13 protein-coding genes are annotated in these 18506 nt (G+C 70.3%); 4 read left to right on the forward strand and 9 right to left on the reverse strand.

Annotation, left to right across the window (positions count from 1 at the left end):
* Window positions 1–66: 66 nt before the first annotated feature.
* A complete protein-coding gene (gene glgP, locus BLR91_RS09725) occupies window positions 67–2640 on the reverse strand; it encodes an alpha-glucan family phosphorylase (protein ID WP_089875487.1) in 2574 nt (857 codons plus the stop codon).
* Between the two features lie 160 nt (window positions 2641–2800).
* Here glgP and BLR91_RS09730 point away from each other — a divergent pair, with 160 nt between their 5' ends.
* Together BLR91_RS09730 and glgB are read left to right on the forward strand one after the other, a co-directional pair.
* Window positions 2801–4765 (forward strand): alpha-1,4-glucan--maltose-1-phosphate maltosyltransferase, encoded by a 1965-nt coding sequence (locus tag BLR91_RS09730; protein WP_089881453.1) that lies wholly within the window; start codon window positions 2801–2803, stop codon window positions 4763–4765.
* 31 nt (window positions 4766–4796) lie between these two features.
* Window positions 4797–7004: a 1,4-alpha-glucan branching protein GlgB gene (gene glgB, locus BLR91_RS09735; RefSeq protein WP_089875486.1), complete on the forward strand. Its 2208-nt coding sequence runs from the start codon at window positions 4797–4799 to the stop codon at window positions 7002–7004.
* 22 nt (window positions 7005–7026) lie between these two features.
* Here the strand turns inward: glgB and BLR91_RS09740 are convergent, their stop codons facing one another.
* The 3 genes from BLR91_RS09740 to BLR91_RS09750 form a co-directional block, all read right to left on the reverse strand.
* Window positions 7027–7812, reverse strand: coding sequence for an SDR family oxidoreductase (locus BLR91_RS09740; RefSeq protein ID WP_018190716.1), 786 nt, complete (start codon window positions 7810–7812; stop codon window positions 7027–7029).
* Between the two features lie 82 nt (window positions 7813–7894).
* Complete coding sequence (locus BLR91_RS09745; protein ID WP_089875485.1) at window positions 7895–8857, reverse strand: tetratricopeptide repeat protein; 963 nt, start codon at window positions 8855–8857, stop codon at window positions 7895–7897.
* A 155-nt stretch (window positions 8858–9012) separates the two neighbouring features.
* Complete coding sequence (locus BLR91_RS09750) at window positions 9013–10917, reverse strand: hypothetical protein (RefSeq protein WP_089875484.1); 1905 nt, start codon at window positions 10915–10917, stop codon at window positions 9013–9015.
* Window positions 10918–11106: 189 nt separating this feature from the next.
* Here BLR91_RS09750 and BLR91_RS09755 point away from each other — a divergent pair, with 189 nt between their 5' ends.
* Entirely contained in the window at window positions 11107–13941 is a 2835-nt protein-coding gene (locus BLR91_RS09755) for a DivIVA domain-containing protein (RefSeq protein WP_089875483.1), read from the forward strand.
* Between the two features lie 13 nt (window positions 13942–13954).
* Entirely contained in the window at window positions 13955–14992 is a 1038-nt protein-coding gene (locus BLR91_RS09760; RefSeq protein ID WP_089875482.1) for an AI-2E family transporter, read from the forward strand.
* A 13-nt stretch (window positions 14993–15005) separates the two neighbouring features.
* Here BLR91_RS09760 and BLR91_RS09765 read toward each other — a convergent pair whose 3' ends face one another.
* The 5 genes from BLR91_RS09765 to BLR91_RS09785 all read right to left on the reverse strand — a co-directional run bounded on the left by BLR91_RS09765 (window position 15006) and on the right by BLR91_RS09785 (window position 18505).
* Window positions 15006–15770, reverse strand: coding sequence for an alpha/beta hydrolase (locus BLR91_RS09765; RefSeq protein ID WP_089875481.1), 765 nt, complete (start codon window positions 15768–15770; stop codon window positions 15006–15008).
* On the reverse strand, window positions 15767–16066 hold the full coding sequence (locus BLR91_RS09770; RefSeq protein ID WP_020074981.1) for a hypothetical protein: 300 nt from the start codon (window positions 16064–16066) through the stop codon (window positions 15767–15769). The genes BLR91_RS09765 and BLR91_RS09770 overlap by 4 nt, the downstream gene beginning before the upstream one ends.
* 81 nt (window positions 16067–16147) lie before the next feature.
* Window positions 16148–16852, reverse strand: a complete 705-nt coding sequence (locus BLR91_RS09775; RefSeq protein ID WP_231371045.1) for a lytic transglycosylase domain-containing protein — start codon at window positions 16850–16852, stop codon at window positions 16148–16150.
* Window positions 16853–16906: 54 nt separating this feature from the next.
* Window positions 16907–17452 carry a DivIVA domain-containing protein gene (locus tag BLR91_RS09780; RefSeq protein ID WP_018190708.1) on the reverse strand — a complete coding sequence of 182 codons (546 nt, stop codon included), beginning with the start codon at window positions 17450–17452 and terminating at the stop codon, window positions 16907–16909.
* Between the two features lie 12 nt (window positions 17453–17464).
* A complete protein-coding gene (locus tag BLR91_RS09785; protein WP_018190707.1) occupies window positions 17465–18505 on the reverse strand; it encodes a phosphatidate cytidylyltransferase in 1041 nt (346 codons plus the stop codon).
* Window position 18506 lies beyond the last annotated feature (1 nt).

Genomic DNA, 18506 nt, shown 5'->3' on the forward strand with positions numbered 1-18506 from the left:
GCTCCTGAGTTTTTCGCCCCGACACGCCGTTCGGGGGCCGAAAAACTCAGGAGCTGTTGGCTTGGGTCAGGAGGCGGTGGTCACGAGGCCGAGCTCGGCGGGGGTGAGCAGCAGGTCGTGCACCGGCACCACGCGGACCGTGTAGCCGAAGGATCCCGCCCAGCCCAGGCGGACCGTGCCGACGAACTCGTGCGCGACCGACGCGTCGTGCGTGCCCGGCACGCCGTTGTCGACCGTCAGCGCCTGCCGGTGCACGTCGGTGAGCTCGTCGCCCTCCTGGCTGCGGCCGTAGACGACCTGCACCTCGACGTCGTCCGGCGAGAGCCCGTTCAGCTGGACCAGGGCGCGCACGTGCAGCTCGTCGCCGACCTGCGGCACCGCATCCACTCCGCCCGCGTCCACGTGCGTCACCGCGACGCCGGGCCACGCGGCCTCGACCCGCTGCTTCCAGGCGGCGAGCGACCGCGCCTCGGCGTAGTCGTTCTCGCTCAGCCGGTTCTCGTAGTTCGAGGCCGGGAGATAGAGCCGCTCGACGTACTCGCGCACCATGCGCTCGGCCGAGAGCGGCGACGAGAGCGTGGCCAGCGTGTGGCGGATGCGCGAGACCCACGCGGTCGGGACCCCGTCGCCGTCGCGCTCGTAGAAGCGCGGCGCGATCTGGTGCTCGATCAGGTCGTACATCGCCTCGGCCTCGAGCGCGTCGCGCTCGGCGCCGTCTCCGGCCGCATCCGCGGACGGGATGGCCCAGCCGTTCTCGCCGTCGTAGAACTCGTTCCACCAGCCGTCGAGGATCGACAGGTTGAGCGCGCCGTTGAGGGCCGCCTTCATGCCGGACGTCCCGCACGCCTCCAGCGGTCGCAGCGGGTTGTTCAGCCAGACGTCGGTTCCGGGATAGAGCAGCTGCGCCATCCCGATGTCGTAGTCGGGCAGGAACACCATGCGCTGGCGGATGTCCGCCTCCGACGCGAACTGCACGAGCTTCTGGATGAGGCGCTTGCCTTCGTCGTCGGCGGGATGCGACTTGCCGGCGATCACGAACTGCACGGGCCGCTCGGGGTCGGTCAGGATGCGGCGCAGCCGGTCCGGGTCGTGCAGCATCAGGGTGAGCCGCTTGTACGTCGGGACGCGCCGTGCGAAGCCGATGGTGAGGACGTTCGGGTCGAGCAGGTCGCTCATCCACGCCGGCGCGATGCCGCCCGGGTTCTGGTCCTCCCACGCCGCCATGAGGCGGCGCCGCGCGTCCTGCACCAGCTGTTCGCGCATCCGGGTCCGGACGCCCCACAGGTCGGCGTCGCCCACGGCCGACGCGTTGCCCCAGTCGGCGTGCGTCGTGTCCTCGGTGCCCAGGCGCTCCAGCGCGAGGGCGCGCAGCATCGGGTCGGTCCAGGTGGGCGCGTGGACGCCATTGGTTACCGAGTCGATCGGCACCTCCTGCGGGTCGAATCCCGGGTAGAGGCCGTTGAACATGTGACGGGAGACGTCGCCGTGGAGTTTGGAGACGCCGTTCGCGTGCTGGCCGAGGCGCAGGCCCATGACCGCCATGTTGAACACGTCGGGCGAGCCGCCCGGGTAGTCCTCCGCGCCGAGCGGCAGCACCTGGTCGGCGCTCACGCCCGGGAGGAGGGACGTGGAGAAGTACCGCTGGACCAGCGCCCTGTCGAACCGGTCGATGCCGGCGGGTACGGGCGTGTGCGTCGTGAACACCGTCCCGGCGCGCACGACCTGCAGCGCCTGGTCGAAGGTGAGCCCCTCGCCGATCAGGTCGGAGATGCGCTCCAGTCCGAGGAAGCCGGCGTGCCCCTCGTTGGTGTGGAACACCTCCGCCTCGGGTGCGCCGGTCAGCTCCGTCCACGCCTTCACGGCGCGGACGCCGCCGATGCCGAGCAGGAGCTCCTGCAGGAGGCGGTGCTCACCGCCGCCGCCGTACAGGCGGTCGGTGACCGAGCGCAGGCGCTCCTCGTTGTCGGGGATGTCGGTGTCGAGCAGGAGCAGCTTCACCCGGCCGACCGCCGCCTGCCAGACGCGGGCGTGCAGCACGCCGTCCGGCAAGGCCAGCGAGATCTGGACGGGCGTGCCGTCGGGGTTGCGGAGGACGCTGAGCGGCAGCCCGTCCGGGTCGAGCACCGGGTAGCTCTCCAGCTGCCAGCCGTCGGGCGTGATCGCCTGCGAGAAGTACCCGGAGCGGTAGAACAGCCCGGCGGCGACGAGCGGCACGCCGAGGTCGCTGGCCGCCTTCAGGTGGTCGCCGGCGAGGATGCCGAGGCCGCCGGAGTACTGCGGCAGGGTCGCGGCGATGCCGAATTCGGGCGAGAAGTAGGCGATGGTCTGCGGCGCGGCATCCCCGAGCGACTGGTACCAGCGCGGGTCGTGGATGTACGCGCGCAGGTCGTCGCGGATGTGGTTCGCCCAGTCGACGTAGCCCTGATCGGCGGCGAGCTCGGCGAGCCGCGACGGCTCGACGGCGCCGAGGAGGGCGATGGGATCATGCCTCACCTGCTGCCACAGCTCGGGTGAGATGCGGGCGAACAGCTCCTTGGTGGGCTCGTGCCAGGACCAGCGGAGGTTGCCTGCGATCTCCTCCAATGCTGAGAGGTTCTCGGGGAGGACGGCGCGGACGGTGAATCTTCGGATGGCCTTCACTCGGTCCACTGTAAACGAGCCTCATGACGGGCGGGTTAATGAGTGTACGGTCGGGTGCGTGGTGAAGAACGCAGCGACCAGGTCATCAGCCGCCGCGACGGAGGCGGCCCCCAGCGCCCCGGAACCGGGCCCGTACGAGCCCCTGCTCGGCCGCATCCCTATTCTCGAGCTCTCCCCCCAGGTGGATGAGGGGCTCTGGGCCGCGACCGCGTTCAGCGGGGAGGTCATCCCGTTCCGCGCGACCGCGTTCCGCGAGGGGCACGACAAGATCGGGGTGGACCTCATCCTGCTCGACCCCGCTGGGCAGCAGACCGAGCACCACATGCACCCGCTGACCGCCGGTACCGACCGGTGGGAGGTGGAGGTGCAGCTCGACCAGACCGGTCTCTGGCGCTACCGCGTTCAGGCATACGCCGACGAGTACGCCACCTGGCACCACAACGCCGAGGTGAAGGTCCCGGCCGGGATCGACGTCGAGCTGATGCTGCGGATGGGCCACGACCTCCTGGTAACCGCATCCAAGGACAAGCGCCGCAGCACCGCTGAGCGTCGCCACCTCTCCGAAGCGGCCAAGGTCGTCGCGGACATCAACCGGCCAGTGGATGAGCGCTTCGCCGCCGCCGTCGACGAGCGCATCCAGCAGGTCCTCACCGAGCGCCCGGTCGTCAGCCTTCCCACGCTCTCGGCCACGCGCGCCATCCAGGTGGAGCGGACCCGTGCGGGGGTCGGCAGCTGGTACGAATTCTTCCCGCGCTCCGAGGGCGCGAAGCAGCTGCCCGACGGCTCCTGGAAGTCGGGCACCTTCCGCACCGCGGCGAAGCGCCTCCCCGAGGTCGCCGCGATGGGCTTCGATGTCGTGTACCTGCCGCCGATCCATCCCATCGGCCGCACATTCCGCAAGGGCCCCAACAACACGCTCGACGCGGGCGAGAACGACCCCGGTTCGCCCTGGGCGATCGGCAGCGCCGAGGGCGGCCACGACGCCATCCACCCGGATCTCGGCACCGAGAAGGACTTCGTCTTCTTCCTCGGCAAGGCGAAGCAGGCCGGTCTCGAGGTGGCCCTCGACCTCGCCCTGCAGGCCTCCCCCGATCACCCCTGGGTGACCGAGCATCCGGAGTGGTTCACGACCCTCCCCGACGGCACCATCGCGTACGCCGAGAACCCGCCGAAGAAGTACCAGGACATTTACCCCATCAACTTCGACAACGACTACGAGGGGCTCCGGCAGGAGGTGCTGCGCATCGTGCGGCACTGGATGTCGCTCGGCGTCCGCATCTTCCGCGTCGACAACCCGCACACCAAGCCGCTTCACTTCTGGGAGTGGCTCATCCACACGGTCAACGCGACCGACCCGGATGCGGTGTTCCTCGCCGAGGCGTTCACCCGCCCTGCACTCCTCCGCACCCTGGCGAAGGCCGGATTCCAGCAGTCGTACACGTACTTCACCTGGCGCAACACGAAGGAGGAGCTCGAGGAGTTCCTCCACTCGCTGGCGCACGAGACCGCCGACTATCTGCGGCCGAACCTGTTCGTGAACACACCGGACATCCTCACCGAGTACCTGCAGTTCGGCGGGCCAGCCGCCTTCAAGGTGCGCGCCGCAATCGCGGCCACTGCAGCGCCCAGCTGGGGCGTCTACTCCGGCTACGAGCTGTTCGAGAACGTCGCCCGGCCCGGCGCCGAGGAGTACATCGACAACGAGAAGTACGAGTACCGCCCGCGCGACTACGCCAGGGCGCAGTCGCAGGGCCGCTCGCTCGCGGGCTACCTGACCATGCTGAACCGGGCGCGCAGCGAGCACCCGGCGCTGCGGCAGCTGCGCAACCTGCACCTCCACTACAGCGAGGACGACAGCATCCTCGTCTACTCGAAGTACCTCGACGGCAAGTTCACCCGCACAGGCAAGCCGGATGCGGTGATCGTGGTCGCCAACGTCGACCCGCACTCGGTGCGCGAGACGATCGTGCACCTCGACGTGACCGCGCTCGGCCTCCCGCTCGGCTCCCAGTTCGAGGTGAAGGACCGGGTGACCGGCCAGCGCTGGACCTGGGGCGCCGACGACTACGTGCGCCTGGACGCATTCACCGAGCCCGTGCACATCCTGGCCGTCCGACCGCTCTGACCGACCAGAAGACAACCTGAGGAGTACCGCCATGTCCCCGATCCCCGAAGGTGCCGCCGCCGTCGACCTGCCCACCCTGGACGACGCGCTGCTCGCGGCCGTCGCGACGGGCAGCCACCACGACCCGCACACGGTCCTCGGCCAGCACCAGGTCGGGGCGCCGGGGGTGGCCGACCCGATCACGGTCATCCGGGCGCTCCGCCCGCTTGCGACCGAGGTCTTCGCGGTGCTGCCCAACGGCGCCCACATCGAACTGGCGCACGTCGGCCACGGCATCTGGCAGGGAATCGACATCGTCGGTCCCGGGGCGTACCTGATCGAGGCGCGCTACGACGGCGGGAGCACCTGGACCGCCGACGACCCGTACCGCTTCCTGCCGACCATCGGCCAGCTCGACCTGCACCTGATCGGCGAGGGCCGGCACGAGACGCTGTGGACGGCGCTGGGCGCGCACGTGCGCGACCTCGGCGGCGTCGTCGGGACGGCGTTCACCGTCTGGGCGCCGCACGCCCGCGCCGTCCGCGTGGTCGGCGACTTCAACGGCTGGGACGGCACCCTCCACTCCATGCGCAACATGGGCGCCTCCGGCGTGTGGGAGCTGTTCGTCCCCGGCCTCGGCGAGGGCGAGATCTACAAGTTCGACCTGCTGGCGCAGGACGGCCGCTGGGTGCGCAAGGTCGACCCGATGGCCCAGTTCGCCGAGACACCGCCCGCAACCGCCTCCCGCATCACCGTCAGCCGCCATGAATGGGCGGACGACGAATGGATGCGCGGCCGCGCCGAGACGGACCCGCACGCGGGCCCGATGAGCGTCTACGAGCTGCACTTCGCATCGTGGCGGCCGGGACTCGGCTACCGCGACGCAGCCGACCAACTGATCGACTACGTCGGAGCCCTCGGCTACACGCACGTCGAGTTCCTTCCGCTCGCCGAGCATCCCTTCGGCGGGTCGTGGGGCTACCAGGTCACCGGCTACTACGCACCGACGAGCCGGTTCGGCTCCCCTGACGACCTCAAGTACCTCATCGACCGGCTGCACCAGGCGGGCATCGGCGTCATCCTCGACTGGGTGCCCGGGCACTTCCCCAAGGACGACTGGGCGCTCGCCCGCTTCGACGGACAGCCGCTCTACGAGCACGCCGACCCGCGCCGCGGCGAGCACAAGGACTGGGGCACCTACATCTTCGACTACGGCAACTCGCAGGTGCGCAACTTCCTGGTCGCGAACGCACTGTACTGGCTGGAGGAGTTCCACATCGACGGCCTGCGGGTCGATGCCGTCGCCTCCATGCTGTACCTCGACTACTCGCGTGCCGACGGCGAGTGGGTGCCCAACATCCACGGCGGCCGCGAGAACCTGGAGGCGATCGGCTTCCTGCAGGAGGTCACCGCGACCGCCTACAAACGCAACCCGGGCACCGTGATGATCGCCGAGGAGTCGACCAGCTACACCGGTGTGACCGCCCCGACATCGTCCGGCGGCCTCGGCTTCGGGCTGAAGTGGAACATGGGCTGGATGCACGACTCGCTGCAGTACATGCACGAGGACCCGATGTACCGCAGCTACCACCACAGCGAGATCACGTTCTCGTTCGTGTACGCCTGGAGCGAGAACTTCCTGCTGCCGATCAGCCACGACGAGGTCGTGCACGGCAAGGGCTCCCTGCTGACCAAGATGCCCGGCGACCACTGGCAGCAGCTGGCGAACGTGCGCGCGTTCCTCGCGTACATGTGGGGGCACCCGGGCAAGCAGCTGCTGTTCATGGGTCAGGAGTTCGGCCAGCCGTCCGAGTGGAGCGAGGAACGCGGCCTCGACTGGTGGATCCTCGACCAGCCGGCGCATCAGGGCCTCTGGAACCTCGTCTCGCAGTTGAACGCCCTCTACCGCGAGCACCCGCAGCTGTGGGCGCTGGACAACGAGCCGGCCGGTTTCGAGTGGATCGACGGGTCGGACGCCCAGGGCAACGTCATCGCGTTCCTGCGGAAGGACCGCGACGGCGACCCGATCGTGATGCTGTTCAACTTCTCCGGGGCGCCGCACAGCGGGTACCGCGTCGGGCTGCCGTTCGCCGGCGAGTGGGAGGAGCTGCTCAACACCGATGCGGAGGCCTACGGAGGCTCCGGGGTCGGCAATCTCGGTTCCGTGACGGCGCTCGACGAGCCGTGGATGGGCCGCCCCGCGTCGGCGGTGCTCACGCTTCCGCCGCTCGGCGCCCTCTGGCTGAAGCCGCGCCGCTAGCCGGGTCGCCGGTCGGCGGCTGTCAGGTGCCGGTCTCGAGCCACGTGCCGTAGCCGACGCCGTCGACGGCGTGCTCCGGCGCCAGGTTGCGTCCGGCGCGCCACGTCGTCCCGAGCGCGCCGCCCAGCCGGACGGGCAGGATGTAGCGGCGGCTCCCGCTGGCCCGCTTGCGCTGCTCGGCCAGGTCGCGTGCCGACTCCACACGGGGTCCGCCGATGCTGATCACGCTGTCCGGCTCCCCCGCGCCCTCGGCGACGTCGACGAGCACGCGAGCGACATCGGTCACCGCGATGGGCTGGAACCGCACACCGGACGGCGACAGGATGGCGCCCAGCGGCCTCCCCCGGTCGAAGATCGCGGTGACGAAGTCATGGAACTGCGTCGCGCGCACCACCCGGGTGTCGAGCGGCGACTCGAGATAGGCGCGCTCCTGTGCCGCCTTCGCGCGGTAGTAGCCGTACGCCGAGCGGTCGGTGCCGACCACGGAGAGCAGCACGGCACGCTGCACGCCGAAGCGGGCGGCGGTGTGCAGGAGGTTCTGCGCTCCCGTGGCGAAGACGTGGGCGGCCTGCTTGCCGACCGCGTTGCTGGCGTCGATCAGGACGTCGACGCCGTCCACGGCCTCCTCGAGCCCGTCGCCGGTCACGATGTCCGCCGTGACGTAGGTGGCGCCGAGGACGAACCGGTCGGAGTCGTCGTCCGGCACGCGGCGGGCGGCGACGACCACCTGGTGGCCGCGTTCGACGGCTTCGGCGGTCACGGCTCGTCCGGCCAGGCCGGTGCCTCCGATGACGAGCACACGGGACATGCGGGGTCACTCCCTCAGCTTCGACTGCCGGAGATCGCCGGCACGACGATGGGCCGCCGCCCGGTGCCCGGTGGGGACGGGCTCAGTACAGCAGCGAAGCCAGCCTAGCCCTGGCCTTGCCGACACGCGGGTCGTCGACGCCGACGATCTCGAAATAGTCGAGGATGCGCGTGCGCACGGTCTCCTTGCCGCTCGCGTCGAGCTTCGGGAAGAGCGTGAGCAGGCGGTCGAAGGCGTCGTCGACGTGGCCGCCCGAGATGTCGAGGTCGGCGACGCCGAGCTGCGCATCCACGTCGTCGGGCGCCTGCGCCGCGGCCGAGCGGAGTTCGTCGGCGGTATGGCCGCTGAGGCGTGCCAGGAGGCTCACCTGGGCGAGGCCGGCGACCGCCAGGGTGTCGCGCGGATCCTGCGCGATCGCGGTCTTGTAGGCGCGGATCGCTCCGTCGTAGTCGCCGCGCTCGATGGCGTCGTACGCCTCGGCGTGAAGTGGAGGGAGCGGCGCCTCCGGCGCGGGCTCTGCCGCCGCTGCGTCGGCGTCGGGGGCCGCGCCGCCCTCGACGGTCACGGTGTCGGTCACGCCGTTCTGCGCGGCGAGCTGCAGGAGCTGCTCGAACACGTCCGTGATCTGCGACTCCGGCAGGGCGCCGACGAAGAGCTGGACGGGCCGCCCGGCCACGAGCGCGGCGACCGCAGGAACGGACTGCGCCTGGAACGCCTGCGCCAGCTGTGGGTTGGCATCCACATCCACCTTCACCAGCACCAGACGCCCGCCGAAGCCGGCCACAACGCGGTCGAGGAGGGCGGTGAACTGCTTCCACTGGTCGGACCGCTCGGTGCCGAGGTCGACGACCACAGGCACCCGCATGGACAGGTCGATGAAGTCGTTGAAGTTCGCGTCCGTGCCCTCGAAGTAGAGGCTCGGAAGGGTCAGCGCCCCGGCGGGCGCCTGGCCCTCCGGCGCCTCACCCGCGGGCGGACGGTTGACGAGGGAGCTCAGATCGACAGCTCCGCGCAGGTTCGTGGGCGGCGGCGGGACGTTGCTCATTGTTCCTCCAGATGCGTGCGCACGAGAATCAAGGATACTCGCGTCCCTGCCGCCCTCGCGCGCCCCAGCACCCTCCGCACCCCCGTCGAGTACACAAAAACTGCACGCTCATCGGGGGAAAGCGTGCAGTTTTTGCGTACTCGACGGTGGACGGATCAGAGCTGCTTGGCGGAGATCATTCCCTGGGAGAAGCCGAGCAGCGTGATCTTCGCATTGGAGCCCGCGGGCGGCACGTAGAACGCCAGCTGGTAGCCGAACGTGGACTCGATGCCGGTCTTCGACGAGGCGACGCCGGTCAGCGCCGCGGCGGTCGCGCCCGCGCTCACCTCGGCACCGGCCTCGACGACCTTGAGCACCTGCGATTCCTGCAGATCGGTCCAGACGATCGCACCGGAGTCGTTGGTGGCCATGGCCACGTCCGTCCCTGCCCCGGGCTGGCTCGTGAACGCGAGCGATGCCGTCGCTGGGACGGCGGCCTTCTGCTTGGCCTTCCACTCGGCTCCCACCTGGGTCCGCAGGGTGTCGCCCTCCGCGCTGAACAGGTTCGCGTACTGGCTCTTGTCGCCGTTCATCAGGATGTCGCCGTACGCGGCGGCCACCTTCTGCGGCGGCAGGGCGAGGAGCTTGGAGTCGGGCGGCACGACCGCGGAGCCGATGCTCGCCGGCGCCAGGTTCGGGACCTTGGCCTTGGGCTCGAGCGAGACGGCGTACTCGACCTGGTAGTTGTCACGCGGCGTCTCCTGCACCATGGTGATCGCGATCGGCGCCTGGGCGGTGCCCTTCGCGTCCTTCGGCGTCTCGATGACGGCGGCGACCGTGCGCGGCCAGGCGTCGGTGGCCTGTGGGAGCGACAGGACGATCGGGCTCGCCGGGATGGCCGGCAGCGGCGGCTCGTCGGCCTTCTTCGCGCGGATGGCGTAGTTCGCCTCGCGGAGCTGAAGGGCGGGACCGGTGAAGCGCTCCTTGGCGAGGTCGGGGCTCGCCTTGGCGTCGGCCTGCGCGGCGGACTCGGAGACGCGCTTCACGATGCGCTCCAGCTGGGGCACAGTGACGGCGGGAGGCAGCTGATCCTTGGCGTCGGGGGCCTCCGTGGCCAGAGGGGTCGAGGTCTTCGTCGGCGTCGTCGCGGCGTCCGTACCCGTGGTGCAGCCCGTCAGCGCGAGGACTCCGGCGAGGGCGGCGGGGATGATGACGCGGGCCCGGCGGGTCGAGCGGCGGCCGCGCGGGGTGGTCTCGATCATGGCGGTGGGCTTGTACTTGGGGGCCTTGGGCAGCTTGGGCATCTTCGGTCCGCTCTTCCGGCGGGGGCCGCGCGAGCGGCGGTGCGTGTAGAGACCCCAGAGGTAGAGGGCGATGCCGATGAGGAGCAGGACGATGCCGCCGATGATCAGCGGGAACGCCCACGGGGTGCTGGAGTCGACGGGCCAGGTGACGGTGACGCGCGACGGTGCGGCCTTCGTGCCGTCGGAGGCGACGATGACGCTGACGTCGTCGGGGATGTTCATGCGGGTGACCTGGGCGGCCTGGCCGTCGAACTCCTCGAGCCACAGGTCGGAGCCGGCCGGATTGGGTCCGGCGGTCGTCGCGGCGGCACCGTTCGTCGACCCGGATGCGGCCCCGGCGGACGCGGACGGAGACGGCGTGGCAGCGGGGGTCGGTGTCGCGGTCGAGCCGGATGCCGCGCCCTCGTCATCCTTCGTGCCGTCGCCCTTCGTGTCGGCCGCCTTCGGCGTCACGTTCTTGGTGGTCAGCTTGCCCGTGGCGGTGCGGTAGCCCACCTCGACATACTTCTGGTCGTCGAGCCAGGCCTTCACGTCCGCTGTACGGCCGTAAGCCACGACCTGCTTCGCGCCGTCGGGGACGCCCGTCACGGTCAGCGTCTGCTGGCCCGGGTGCGCGTTCAGCACCGACCCGTCGACGACCACATACCGCGGGTCGCCGGAGACGGAGGTGCCGGCCTCGATGTGGGTCGGCGGAGCGAAGACGGTGCGTTGCGCGATGCCGGCCACGATCATGACCGCGGCGACGACGAACGCGACGATGGCGAGTACGAAACGCAAACAGGACTCCTCGTGTGCCGAAGTTCGGGGGCGGGCACAGTCACACGACGATACCGGACGTGCCTGAAAGGCAGCTAACCCTTGTCTGGACGCTCACGCAGCCCCCCGTGCGGGCGTAGACCCACGAATTGTAGGATCGACCCGGCACGCGCGCAGCGGGTCGACCCGAATCCCTCAGGAGTAACAACAGTGGCCACCGACGAATCCAACTTCACACAGGTCTTCCGCGGCTACGACAAGGACGAGGTCGACAAGGCTCTGCAGGAGTTGCGGCGCGAGCTCATCAAGTCGAATACGCAGTCCGCGGAGTCGGCGAAGGAGATCAAGCGGCTCCAGGCGCGCATCGAAGACCTCAACGCCGAGATCGAAGAGGTCGGCAGCCCCACCTACTCGGGCCTCGGCACCAAGCTCGAGAACACGCTGCGCGTCGCGGAGGAGCAGTCCACCCGCCTGATCGCCCAGGCCGACATCGACGCCGAGAAGCTGCGCGCGGGCGTCGCCGCCGAGATCGAGAAGGTCAAGAAGGCGGCCGCCGCGCAGGCCGAGCGCATCCTGGCCGACGCGCAGGCGCGCGCCACCACGCTGCTGGAGGATGCGCAGATCGAGTCGGGCGAGCTGCTCGCCAAGACGCGCTCGGACAAGGAGACCCTGCTCAACGACGCCATGCGCGAGGCCGCGGCCATCCGCGGCGCCGTCGCGACGGAGGCCGCCGAGCTGCGTGCCACCAGCAAGCGCGAGGCGGCGGCCGTTCGGGCCGAGGCCGACCGCGAGGCGGCGGAGCTCAAAGCGGTCGCGTCGCGCGAGGCCGAGGCTGCCCGCGCCGAGGCGGCCGAGCTCGACCGCACGATCGCCGCCCGGAAGGCGGAGCTCGAGAACGCCCTCGCCGACGACCGCGCCGCGTTCGAGCGCGAGGCCGCGCAGATCCGTCTCGACCTCGACAAGCGCGTGGCCGAGACCGCCGACCGGCTCGCGGCCGAGGAGGCGGAGACCCGCAACGCGCTCGCCGCCGAGGCCGCCCAGGCGCGCGCCGACCTCGCCGCAGAGGTCGAGGAGCAGCGCTCCTCCCTCGCCGCCGAGGCCGCACAGACCCGCGCGGATCTCGAGAACGAGGACAAGACGACCCGCCTCGCTCTGGCCACGGAGGTCGAGCAGACGAAGAAGGCGCTCGCCGCCGAGGTCGCGCAGACCAAAGCCGCCCTGGCCGCCGAGGTCGAGCAGACCCGCTCGGCCCTCGACGCCGAGGTGACCGGCGCCCGAAGCGCCCTGACCGATGAAGTCGACCGCACGAAGGCCGAGCTCGCCGACGAGGTCACCCGCACGCGTTCCGCCCTCACCGAGGAGGTCGAGCGCACCAAGTCGGAGCTGGAGACCGAGGTCACCACTACGCGCTCCGCGCTCGAGAACGAGGTGACCTCCGCCCGCGCCGCGCTCGAGAACGAGGTCACCACGACCCGATCCACCCTCGCAGAAGAGGTCGAGCGCACTCGCAAGCAGCTCGCCGACGACACCCTCCAGACCCGCACCACCCTGGAGAAGGAGACGACGGAGACGCGAGCACGGCTGGAAGCCGACCGCGCCGCGACCGCGGCCCAGCTCGCCGCCGACCGCGAGCAGACGGCGAGCGAACTGGCCGCCGAGGTCGACAGCACGCGCGCCCGCCTGGCCGCGGAGGCCGACCGCCAGCGCCGCGAGCTGGAGGCCGAGGCCGCCGAACTGCGTGCGCAGCTCGCCTCCGAGGTGGATGCCGCCCGCACCTCGCTCGCCGACGAGATCGCTCGCGAGCGGAGCGCCGTCGAGGCCGAGCTCACCGCCGAGCGCGCCCGTCTGGCTGCGGAGGTCGAGTCGACGACCTCCGCCCTTGCCGCCGAGGTCGAGCAGACGAAGTCCGCCCTCGAGACGGAGGTCACCACGACCAAGGCCGCACTCGCCGCGGAGGTCGAGCAGACCACGTCCGCCCTGGAAACCGAGGTCACCACGACGAAGTCCGCTCTGACGGATGAGGTGGAGCGGACGCGGACCGAGCTGGCCGCGGAGGTCGACCAGACGAAGAAGGCGCTTGCCGCCGAGGTGGAGCAGACGAAGTCCGCTCTGGAGACCGAGGTCACCACCACGAAGTCCGCGCTTGCCGCCGAGGTCGAGCAGACCAAGAAGGCGCTCGCCGCCGAGGTGGAGCAGACGAAGTCGGCGCTCGCCGCCGAGTCCGAAGAGACGCGCAGCCGGCTCGCGGAGGACGTGCGCCGGACCACGGTCGAGCTCGCCGATCAGCGCGAGGCGACCGCGAACGAGCTCGCCGGCCAGCGTGAGCAGCAGCGGCTGGAGCTCGAACGGGATGCGGAGCGCACCCGCGTCGCGCTCGCCGACGAGGCCCAGCAGACGCGGGTCGCCCTCGAGAAGGAGACCGCGGAGGCCCGCGCCGAGGTCGCCCGTGAGACCGCCGAGGCCCGCACGGCGCTCGAGGCGGAGATCGCTCAGCGCACGGCCGAGTTCGAGCAGGAGGCGGCGAACGCCCGCGCCGCGCTCGACAACGAGCTCACGCAGCTGCGCACCTCCACCCTGGAGGAGCTGGATGCGCGCACGCGCGAGATCGCGCAGGCCCGCATCGACCTGGACGTCGAGCTGAAGGCCCGCCGCGACGAGGCCGAGAAGGAGTACCTCACGCGGCACCAGGAGGCGGTCGCCCAGACGCAGAAGTACCTCGACGAGGCCAACGTGCAGCTGGCGGACGCGGTCAAGCGCACCGCGCAGGCCCGATCCGAAGCCGAGGCATTCGAGGCGGAGGCCCGTCGCACGGTCACCGAGGCGAGGAAGAAGGCCGAAGAGACCGCCACGCAGGTCATCCACGACGCCGAGGAGCGGGCCGCGGCTCTGCTCGAGGAGACGGAGGAGCGTACACAACGCCTCGTGGCGGACGCGGAAGAGCGCCTCGCCCAGATTAGGATTGAGCGCGAGGCTGTGGCCGGGTACTTCGAGAACCTGCGCGGCGTCCTTCAGCAGGCCGAAAGCGTGACTGCCGACCGCGACTGACCCAGGGGGAACCATGAAGATCCAGAACCCGTTCCGCCTCGGCCTCATCGGCGCCCTCGGAGTCGGGCTCGGGATCCTCATCCTCAGCGCGATCACCAGCCTCGCGACGATCATCACGTACATCGGTGCCGCGCTGTTCCTGGCGCTCGGCATCGAGCCACTGATCTCGTTCCTCGAGCGCCGCAAGTTCCCGCGCTGGCTGGCCCTCGTCGTCTCGCTCGTGGTCATTATCGGCGCCTTCATCGGCCTGATCTGGGCGATCGTCCCGGTCGCGATCAGCCAGGCCACCCAGCTCGTCCAGAACACCATCACCTGGGTGAACAACGGCGACGCCGAGAAGTGGTTCCTCAGCCTCCAGCATCAGTTCCCCGGCATCGTCAACCAGCAGAACATCGACGCGGTCACCGAGTGGCTGCAGAAGAACCTGCCGGACATCACGTCCAAGGTGCTGCAGACCGGTGTCGGCATCGTCCAGGGCGTGTTCGGCGTCGTGATCGTCCTCATCCTGACCATCTACTTCACGGCTTCGCTGCCGGCGATCAAGCGCTCCGCATACCAGCTCGTGCCGGCCTCCCGCCGGGCGCGGTTCGCCGACCTGGGCGACCAGATTACGGACTCCGTCGGCAAGTACGTCATGGGGCAGGTCCTGCTGGCCCTCGTCAACGGCATCCTGAGCGCGATCTTCCTGACGGTGATCGGCGCGAAGTTCCCCATCCTGCTCGCGTCGATCGCGTTCTTCTTCTCGTTGATCCCGCTGGTCGGAACGATCACCGGTTCCGTGATCATCGTCGCGGTCTGTTTCCTGTCCGGAACACCGACCGCAATCGCCGCGGCGATCTACTACCTGATCTACATGCAGGTGGAGGCGTATGTGCTCAGCCCGCGCATCATGAACCGCGCGGTCTCCGTTCCCGGCGCCCTCGTCGTCGTCGCCGCTCTCGCCGGCGGTACGCTGCTCGGCATCCTCGGGGCGCTCGTCGCGATCCCGTTCGCGGCGGCCATCCTGCTGATCGTCAAGCAGGTCGTCATCCCGCGTCAGAACGAGCTTTGACGACCTTCACGCTCTAGGACGCGGGCGGCGGCCACTCGGTCGGCAGCGGCAGAGCGGAGGGGTTGATCCGCTGAACGATCTCACTGAGCACCCGGCGGGTCTGGTTCTCCCCCACCCACAGGTGCTTCCCGCCCTCCACATCGACCAGCTCGATCTGCGGCAGCGGGCGGAACCGCTCGGCCGCCTCCGCCGGACGCAGATAGTCGTCCAGTTCCGGGATCAGCGCGACGATCGGGCGGTGGTCCCCGGCCCACGCGGCCAGGTGCTCCGGCTTCGCCCGGTGCAGGGGCGGAGACAGCAGGATGACGCCGTCGACCGGGAACTCGCGCCCGTACATGAGAGCCAGCTCGGTGCCGAACGACCAGCCGAGGAGCCAGGGATGCGGGAGGCCGCGCTCGGCGACGAACGCCATCGCCGCCTCCACGTCGAACCGCTCGCCGACACCGTGGTCGAAGGAGCCCTGACTGCGTCCGCGCGGCGAGGTGGTGCCGCGGGTGTTGAATCGCAGCACCGCGATGTCCGCCAGCGCGGGAAGCCGGCCGGCCGCCTTGCGCAGGATGTGCGAGTCCATGAACCCGCCGCCGGTCGGGAGCGGGTGGAGCGTGACCAGGGTCGCGACCGGCTCGCGGTCGAGCGGGCTCGCCAACTCACCGACCAGCGTGAGGCCGTCGGCGGTGTGCAGCTCGATGTCCTCGCGGTGGGCGGGAAGCTCGACGCCGCCGCGGATCTCGACGGGCTCGCCGCTGGTGCTCTGCGTGCTCACGTTCTCGGTCGTCATGCGATCCTCCAGCAGGACTCGTGCCAGTGCCGTCGTGCGGCCAGGTCGGCCGCATCCCCCAGAACGCCGTCGGCGCGCCACGCGACGAGGTGCGCGATGCCTGGCGCGATGTCACGTCCGCAGCCGGGGCACCGATAGCTCTTCTGCGCCTGCGCGGCCGAGACGGGTTGGACGTTCCACTCCACACCGCGCCGCACCTCGGTGCGCCGCCAGCCGGAGAGCAGCCGCTCCAGGCCGTCCGGCTCGTCGTCCTTGCGACCGCCCTGGCGGCCTCGGGGACGGTTCGAACGCGGCATACGACCAGTTTAGGCACGCGGATCGTGCGTGCCGGTCACGGGTGACCGCGGGTCAGCGCGACGCTCAGCTCGAGCCGAGGCTCAGTACCAGCCCTGGCTCTGCCACACGCCCCAGGCGCCGCAGGGAGTGCCGTAGCGCCCGGCGATGTAGCCGAGACCCCAGTTGATCTGCACCGACGCGTCGGTCTCCCAGCCTGGCCCCATCTTGCTGCCGGGGAGCGCCTGCGGGATGCCGTACGCGCCGCTCGGGTTCGACGCGTTGACGCGCCAGCCGGATTCGTGGCTCCACAGGGTGTCGAGGCAGCCCCACTGGTCATCGCCCCACCCGCGCGCCTGCATCATCTGGTAGCCGATGTCCCGGGCGGTGCCGGCGGTCGGAATCGGTGCGCTCGGGGCGGCACCTCCCCCGGACGACTTCTTGGCGGACGGCTTCGGGGTGGGTGTCGGCGTCGGAGTGGGCTTCGGCTTCTCCTTGACCGTGACCGCATCGCGCGTGATGGTCGGGCCGGCCGCATCCGGAGCGGTCAGGTTCTGGGTGGGAGCGCCGTCGTAGCGCTGCGTGGTGGGGATCTCCTGAAGCGACTCGGCATAGGCCGGCGTCGTGGTCGTGCCGGAGAACGGATCGACCACATTGACCAGTGCGAACCCCACGGCGGCGGTGAACGCGAAGCCCAGAAGGGTCGCTCGCGACCGGATGTGCGGTCGCCGGGATCGCTTGAACGCGACGCCGACCGGGTTGGCCGGAGTCAGCGGCACGATCTCTGCTGCTGCTGCTCGTCTACCCACGATCACAGAACGATAACGGACATCGGGCTCAGAACCAAGAATCGACGCCCGCACTCAGCGAACCGCCAGCATGACATCGGTGACGCTGTCGAGCAGCAGATCGACCTGGACCTCCCGGTATCCGCCCCGCTGCTCGCGGAACGTGACCGTCCGGACCTCCTCGACGCTCATCGGCCGGCCGTCCTGGAAATAGCGGACCAGCCGGTTGGCGAACCGGTCGACGTCGTTGCGGTTGTAGCCGAGCGTGAGGAAGCTGACCCGGTCGAACCGGTGCCCGAGCGGACGGTCGAGGCGGTTCAGGACGACCTGCGCGGTCGTGCGCGCCTCCTCGAACCACGAGGCATCGCCCTGGCGGCTGCGGATGGCCTCGCGCTCCCGGGCCGCGAACGCGTCCTCCAGACGCTCCAGCGCGGCATCCACGTGCGTCGTGGAGTATCCGCCCTTGGCCATCGAGAACGCCGCGTGGCGGATGTCGGCGGCCGTCAGCGAGGGAGCGTCCTCGTCGGCGTCGTACGCCCGGCGCGCCAGCTTGAGGAACTCATCCACCTGTTCGACGTCATAGCCCGGCTTGGACTTGGGGCTGCGGGGGAAGGTGCTCACTCCCCCATTCTGTCATCGGAAGATGAGGAACAGGACGTAGGTGGCCGCCGCCGACGGCAGGATCGAGTCGAGCCGGTCGAGGAAACCGCCGTGGCCGGGCAGCCACGAGCTCATGTCCTTGATGCCCAGATCGCGCTTGATGAGCGACTCGGCGAGGTCGCCCGCTGTCGCGGTCAGCAGCAGGACGACGCCGAAGACGATGCCGAACCACCAGACCTCGCCCAGCATGAACACCGACAGCAGGACGCCCGCGATGATCGCCGCGGCGGCCGCTCCGGCGAACCCCTCCCACGTCTTCTTCGGGCTGATGGTCGGCGCCATCGGGTGCTTGCCCCACGACAGGCCGCTCACGTAGGCGCCGGTGTCGACCGAGACGACGAGGATGAGGAACGCGAGCACCCACCACTCGCCGCCCGGCTCCGCGAGAAGCAGGATGACGAAGCTGGCCAGCAGGGTCACGTACAGCTGGGCGAAGACCGACCACAGCAGGTCCCGGCCGAGGGCGCCGGGGCCGCGCCGGGAGGCGGGGACGAACAACTCCTCGACCAGACGCCAGACGACGACGAGCAGGATGCCGGCGGTGAGCGCGACGAGCATGCCGCCCGCGTGCAGGAAGAACGTGGCCGGGACGATGCCGACCGCGGCGATCACGGTCGGGATGCGGGGCACACGGCGTCCGGACCCGCGGAACGCCTGCGCCAGCTCGAAACTGGCGAATCCGGCCATCGCCATCCCGAACACCAGGAACAGCTCTTTGATGAAGATCAGGCTCACCAGGACCAGCGCGCCCACGGCGAGGCCGATCACGATCGCGAGGATCAGGTTGCGGCCCGTGCGCTCGGCGATCCGCTCGTTCGTGGCATCGAGCTGCGCTTTCCGCGCTTGCACCTGACGCTCGAAGTCGGCGCGGGTGGCCTGCACCTGGGCGCGGAACTCCTCCCGCGAGCGTGCCTTGCCCTTGCGACCGTGCAGTTCGGGCCCGCCAGGAGGCAGCGGTGCTCCCGGCGTCGGCGCCCCCTGCGTCGGCGCCCCGGGGCTGCTCTCGTCGGTCATC

Origin of the sequence: Leifsonia sp. 466MF (genome assembly GCF_900100265.1) — a bacterium.
Taxonomy (GTDB): Bacteria; Actinomycetota; Actinomycetes; order Actinomycetales; family Microbacteriaceae; genus Leifsonia.